This window comes from Nocardiopsis sp. TNDT3 (assembly GCF_003427465.1).
Classification (GTDB): domain Bacteria; phylum Actinomycetota; class Actinomycetes; order Streptosporangiales; family Streptosporangiaceae; genus Nocardiopsis; species Nocardiopsis dassonvillei.
Genome location: NZ_QPFC01000692.1, coordinates 1 through 5,241 on the forward strand (window position 1 = coordinate 1; position 5,241 = coordinate 5,241).

Consider the following 5,241-nt stretch of genomic DNA (forward strand, 5'->3'; position numbering starts at 1 on the left):
CCACTCCTCCGAGCCCTCCCCCGACGACGCCACTCCACCGCCCGTCCCGACCGGCCCCGGCTCCCCCGCGTGCGAGCGGGTCGAGCTGCGCGTACACGGCGTCAGCGGCGGCCAGGCCGAGGAACTGCTGGACGTCGAACCCGCCATGCGCGTGGGCGGCGACCGCCTGGCGGGGTTCTTCCGCTGGCGCCGCGAGTCCGACACCAAGACCCTTCCGGGCGTGCGCCGGGAGATCTTCGCCTGGGGCAACCTCACCTCCGGACGCTCCTCCCGGGCGTTCTGGCTGCTGCTGCTGCCGTTCATGCTCGTCAACGTGGCGTACTGGATGCGGCCCGGGCGGATGGACCGCGACCCCGCGGGGGCGCGGCTGCTGGCCAACAACGCCTACGGCGGGAGCGTGCGGCTGCTGGCGCTGTCCCTGACGGTGCTCATCACCCTGGCCGCGGCGGGGATCGGCATGGACCTGGTGGCCTGGCAGTGCGCCTCCGGCCAGGGCGAGGAGTGCGTGCGGGCCCGCCCCTGGCTGGCCTTCCTGGGCTCGCCCTCCTCGGTGCTGTCCGCGCCGGGCCCGGCCCTGCTGGTGGGCACGGTGCTGCCGGTGGCGCTGATCGTGGTGCTGTGGCTGCTGTCGCGGCGCACGGCCGCCGACTACGAGGTCGTGGAGAGCCCGATACCGCCCCGCCCCAGCGCCGCCGCCCCGCTGAGCCACAAGGGTTTCTGGCGCAACAGCGAGACCATGGCCCGGCTGCGCTCGGCGCACATCTCGGCGGCCCTGGGCACGGTGGCCGCCCTGCTGGTCGTACCGGCGCTGCGGCACGACCTGGGCCCGGCGACGGCGGGGCCGCCGGACGGTGCGGGGCCGTGGATCGTCGGCACCCTCCTGGCGGCCCTGCTGGCGGCGGTGGTCACCCTGAGCACCCTGAGCGTGCTGGTCCCGGGCACCGACCCGCGCTGGAACGCCCGGGCCGACCGGGTCTGCCGCCTGCTGCGCGACGCCACCCTGGTCCTGGGGCTGGCGGTGGCCGCGTACGCGCTCTGGCCCCGCCCGGAGTGGACGGCGTCGGGGCGGCTGCCCGGCAACGGGGCGATCCTCAACACGCTGTTCGCGGTCCAGGCGGCCCTGGTGCTGGTGATGCTGGCGGCGGCGCTGTTCCTGTTCGCCGCCGACCGCTCCCACGGCGGCGCGGCGATGCGCGGCCTCGCGGGCCCGGCCACGGCGGCCCTGGGCGCCCTGCTCGGCGGCGGTTTCTCGGCCGCGCTCGTCTACCAGGGGTCGCTGGCACTGAGCGGCTGCGGTTCCCTGGCCACCCCCGAGGTGGACTGCCTGCCGCTGTCGGTACCGGCCGCCTACTCCTGGCTCCAGCTGGCGTTCGCGTTGGAGGCGGCCATCGCGCTGGTCGTGGTGGGGGTGCTGGCGCTGCTGCTGCGCCGCGACACCCGGTCGCACCTGGCGGGGGTCACCGAGGACTACGCGCGCAGCGTGCGCGACCGCCGCACCTGGGACATCGCCCACGCGCGGGCGATGGGCCGGATGACGGAGGTGCTGCCGTGGGTGCTGGCGGCCTTCCTGCTCCCGGTGGTGGCGCTGGGCGTGCTCGTGCTGTCCTCCACGCTCTCGGGGCACCTGGCGGCGGGTCCGGCCTCGGTGACGACGGCCGTGTCGGACGCGGCCGCCGTGCCCGGCGAGGTACGGGGGTTCGCCCAGGGGACGGTGTCGGGGCTGATCGGCGTCGGCTCCCTGCTGGGCGGCGCCGCCCTGGTGGCGCTGGCGTGGATCGGACGCAGCGCCTACCGCGACCGGCCCACGCGGCAGGCGGTCGGCTCGGTGTGGGACGTGGGCACGTTCTGGCCCCGGGCGGCCCACCCGCTGGCGCCGCCCTCCTACGCGGAGCGGGCCGTGCCCCAGCTGTGCGCCCGGGTGGCCCTGCTGTGCCGGGAGGGCACCGACGTGGTGCTGTCGGGACACTCGCAGGGCTCGGTGCTGGCGGCGGCCACGGTCTGGCAGCTGCCCACCGACTGCCTGGGCCGGATCGCGCTCATCACGCACGGCTCACCGCTGGACCGCCTGTACGCCCGCTACTTCCCGGCCTACTTCGGGCCGGGGCCGTTCGCGGACCTGCGGGAGCGGGTGACGGACTGGCGCAACCTGTGGCGGGTCACCGACGCGATCGCCGGGCCGGTCCGGACGCTCGACTCCTCCGGCGGATCCCGGAGCACGCGCGTGGTGGAGCGGGCCGAGCCCCTGCCGGACCCGCGCTCCTACGACGCCCTGCCCGGCGAGGCCAGACGCCCGGAGATCCTGGGCCACTCCTACTACACGGGCGACCCCGCCTACTCCGCGGAGCTGCGGCGGGTGCTGGACGGCATGGAGGCGCAGGCACGGCGTGAGGCCTCCTCCGGGAGCACGGGGCACGAGGCCCCGGCCGGAAGCACGGGATGAGACCTGGGGAGGCCTACCAGGGGCCGTAGGGGCCGTTGTTGCTGTTGCCGCCCACGCCCTTGACCGCTGGACGCACGTCCAGCAGGAAGACGAGGGTGGCGACCAGACCGAGGATGACGAACATCCCGCGGCCGGAGAACACGGCCAGCAGCGAGAGCGCCGTGGCGACACCGGTGAGGATGACCCACAGCTTCTTGGTCTGCTTGTCCATCAGTTCGAAGGCCGCGGCCGGCGTGCGGACCGCCTCGATCAGCGCGTACAGACTCGCCACGAAGGTGACCAGGTAGATGGCCTGCCAGATCAGTCCGAACAAAACGCACACTCCCGACGACGTTCCGAGCGGGGAGTCCGCCCGCTCTCCACCGTAAACGGATGGGACGCGTTGATCGTGCCCGCGGAGGCGGGTGTCACACACGCGCCGGGATCGCGGTCGGCGGCGGCAGCGGGCCGCGCGCGGGCGCGACCGGCGGCCGGGAGGGTCACAGCGGGATGTGCCAGAGGCAGGTGACCGCGGCCAGCAGGAAGGCGGAACCGCCCATGATGAAGGCGCCCGCGTGGTAGGGCAGCTCGTTGTCGGGGTGCAGGAGGCGGTTGACCCGCCGCATCACCCCGGGTTCGGCGTCGGGCACGGCCGCCATCGCCCCGGCGGGCACCGGGGCCGGTCCGGCGGCGCCGAAGCGCAGCAGCGCCATGGCCAGCTCGCGCGAGGAGCTCTTGCGCCGGGCCTGGTCGTCGGCGCACATCTCGATGAGCAGCGCCACGCTCTCGTAGTAGGTGCGGACCAGGCGGAACCGCGGGAAGGCGCGCTTGAGCGAGGAGAAGGGCAGCAGCACGAGGTCGTGGCGCTGGCGCAGGTGGGCGTGCTCGTGGGCCAGGACGGCGGCCAGCTCGCGGTTGTCCAGGACCGCCAGGGCCCCGGCGCTGATGACCACCTGCGAGCGCAGCACGCCCGGAAGGCAGTACGCGGCGGCGGCCGGGTGGTCGAGCACGCGGGCGCCGGGCACGTCGGGGTGCTCGCTGGCGATGAGTTCGAGGAGGTCGTGGTGGCGTCGGCGGACGCGGACCACGTGCAGGAAGGAGGAGACCAGGCCGTAGAAGAGCACCAGGGTCAGCACGACGGCCAGGACCACGGCCACGATGTGGCTGACGCCCTCAAGTCCCTGGGAGAGTTCGGCGAGCAGCAGCTCACCGGTCACGATGTCCGTGGCCAGGGCCATGGAGCCCCCGGCCGCGCCGAGCTGGTAGGAGGAGAGCCCGAAGGCCAGCAGCGCGCCGATGGTGGACACGCCCCAGGCGAGCCCGAGTGCCTGCCAGGTGATCACGGCCGTGTAGGGCCCCCGCGAGGGCCACTTGGCCCGGTGGAGGCCTTCCATCGCGATGAGACAGCAGACCGCGACGAGGGTGAGAAGTGCGGCACTGACCATACGGACTAGTTCCTTGGCTGCTCGGTTTCCGCGAGTGCGCGCCGGAGCGCTTCAGCCTGCTCGCCGTCCATGGACTGGACGAAGGCGGCCAGGGCGGCGTCGCGGTCCCCGGTCTGTCCGAGAGCGTCGAACATCAACTCGGAGACGTATGCCTCACGGCTGGCTGCCGGGCGGTAGCGCCACGCGCGACCCTCACGTGCCCGGGTGACGACCTTCTTCTTGGCGAGCCTGTCGAGCACGGTCATGACGGTCGTGTGCGCCAGGTCGCGCTCGGCCAGAGCCTTGCCGACCTCACGAACCGTCATTGGTTCGTTCCGTGACCACAGTACATCCATCACCGCGCGCTCAAGTTCGCCAAGCCGATTCATACCCGTGATTCTACTTGGGGTCGTACTACCCGTTGTCGTACCCCCAGGTTAAATCCTCATCGCCTACGGGACAAGGGATACCGGCCCCGGAACGGGGTGGGATCGGCCTCTCCCGCACCCGGCCCGAGGCCCCCTGGGCGACGGCCCCGGAGGGTGCTCCCCGAGACCGGAGCGGCCTTGGTCACGCCCCGCGCACCCGCCCGAACCGGGGCCGGGCACCGCCCGCCGAACGGGGCGGAGGTGACGGTCACGCACCGCGCGGGTTCCGGCGGGACGCGTGTCCGCGCCTCGCCGCCAACCAGGGGGCGCGAGCACACGTCCCACGAGGCGACCCCCGTCACAACGGCGCGCGGACACCGCCGCCCGTCCACGGCACAGGAAGGGAAGGACATGACCTCTCCGAACCACTCCCGGATCCACGTCCTCCGGGGCGACATCACCGAGCAGAGCGTGGACGCCGTCGTCAACGCCGCCAACAGCTCGCTCCTGGGCGGCGGCGGAGTGGACGGCGCCATCCACCGCAAGGGCGGCAGGTCCATCCTGGAGGAGTGCCGCCAGCTGCGCGCGGGCCACTACGGGGGCGGCCTGCCCGTCGGCGACGCGGTGGCCACCACGGCCGGACGGCTGCCCGCCCGGTGGGTGATCCACACCGTGGGCCCGGTGTACAGCCCCACCGAGGACCGCAGCGCCCTCCTGGCCTCCTGCTACGGCGAGTCCCTGCGGGTCGCGCACGAGCTGGGCGCGGAGTCGATCGCCTTCCCCGCGATCTCCACCGGCACCTACCGGTGGCCGGTCGAGGACGCGGCGCGCATCGCCGCCTGGGCCCTGCACTCGGCGCACCTGCGCGTGCCGGAGATCCGCCTGGTGCTGTTCGATGACGTCGCGCACCAGGCCTTCCTGCGGGCCTTCGACCCCAGCTGACCCGCGACCGGGCGGGCGGCGGCACGCCGGTGGGCGGCCCCGCGAACGCCCGCCCCCGCTCCGTGCCGGACCCGGCCGGGTCCGGCAC

5 protein-coding genes are annotated in these 5,241 nt (G+C 74.1%); 2 read left to right on the plus strand and 3 right to left on the minus strand.

Features of this window, described 5'->3' with window-relative positions; translation table 11 throughout:
* Window positions 1-2,440 (plus strand): hypothetical protein (locus tag DQW06_RS17295; protein WP_117198918.1); only part of this gene is annotated, 2,440 nt, incomplete at its 5' end.
* A 13-nt stretch (window positions 2,441-2,453) separates the two neighbouring features.
* Here the strand turns inward: DQW06_RS17295 and DQW06_RS17300 are convergent.
* The 3 genes from DQW06_RS17300 to DQW06_RS17310 form a co-directional block, all read right to left on the minus strand.
* Window positions 2,454-2,753 (minus strand): DUF2516 family protein, encoded by a 300-nt coding sequence (locus tag DQW06_RS17300; protein ID WP_019607736.1) that lies wholly within the window; start codon window positions 2,751-2,753, stop codon window positions 2,454-2,456.
* Window positions 2,754-2,919: 166 nt separating this feature from the next.
* Entirely contained in the window at window positions 2,920-3,864 is a 945-nt protein-coding gene (locus DQW06_RS17305) for a M56 family metallopeptidase (protein WP_013155327.1), read from the minus strand.
* Window positions 3,865-3,869: 5 nt separating this feature from the next.
* Window positions 3,870-4,232 (minus strand): BlaI/MecI/CopY family transcriptional regulator, encoded by a 363-nt coding sequence (locus DQW06_RS17310; protein ID WP_013155328.1) that lies wholly within the window; start codon window positions 4,230-4,232, stop codon window positions 3,870-3,872.
* Window positions 4,233-4,622: 390 nt separating this feature from the next.
* On the opposite strand from DQW06_RS17310, the gene DQW06_RS17315 reads away from it, so the two are divergent.
* Window positions 4,623-5,153: an O-acetyl-ADP-ribose deacetylase gene (locus tag DQW06_RS17315; protein WP_117198919.1), complete on the plus strand. Its 531-nt coding sequence runs from the start codon at window positions 4,623-4,625 to the stop codon at window positions 5,151-5,153.
* Window positions 5,154-5,241: the final 88 nt, after the last annotated feature.

What these genes read in the sequence shown, in the direction of transcription:
- DQW06_RS17305 (WP_013155327.1), bottom strand. Translation starts at nt 3,864, where the DNA reads ATGGTCAGTGCCGCACTTCTCACCCTCGTCGCGGTCTGCTGTCTCATC.
- DQW06_RS17310 (WP_013155328.1), bottom strand. Translation starts at nt 4,232, where the DNA reads ATGAATCGGCTTGGCGAACTTGAGCGCGCGGTGATGGATGTACTGTGG.
- DQW06_RS17315 (WP_117198919.1), top strand. Translation starts at nt 4,623, where the DNA reads ATGACCTCTCCGAACCACTCCCGGATCCACGTCCTCCGGGGCGACATC.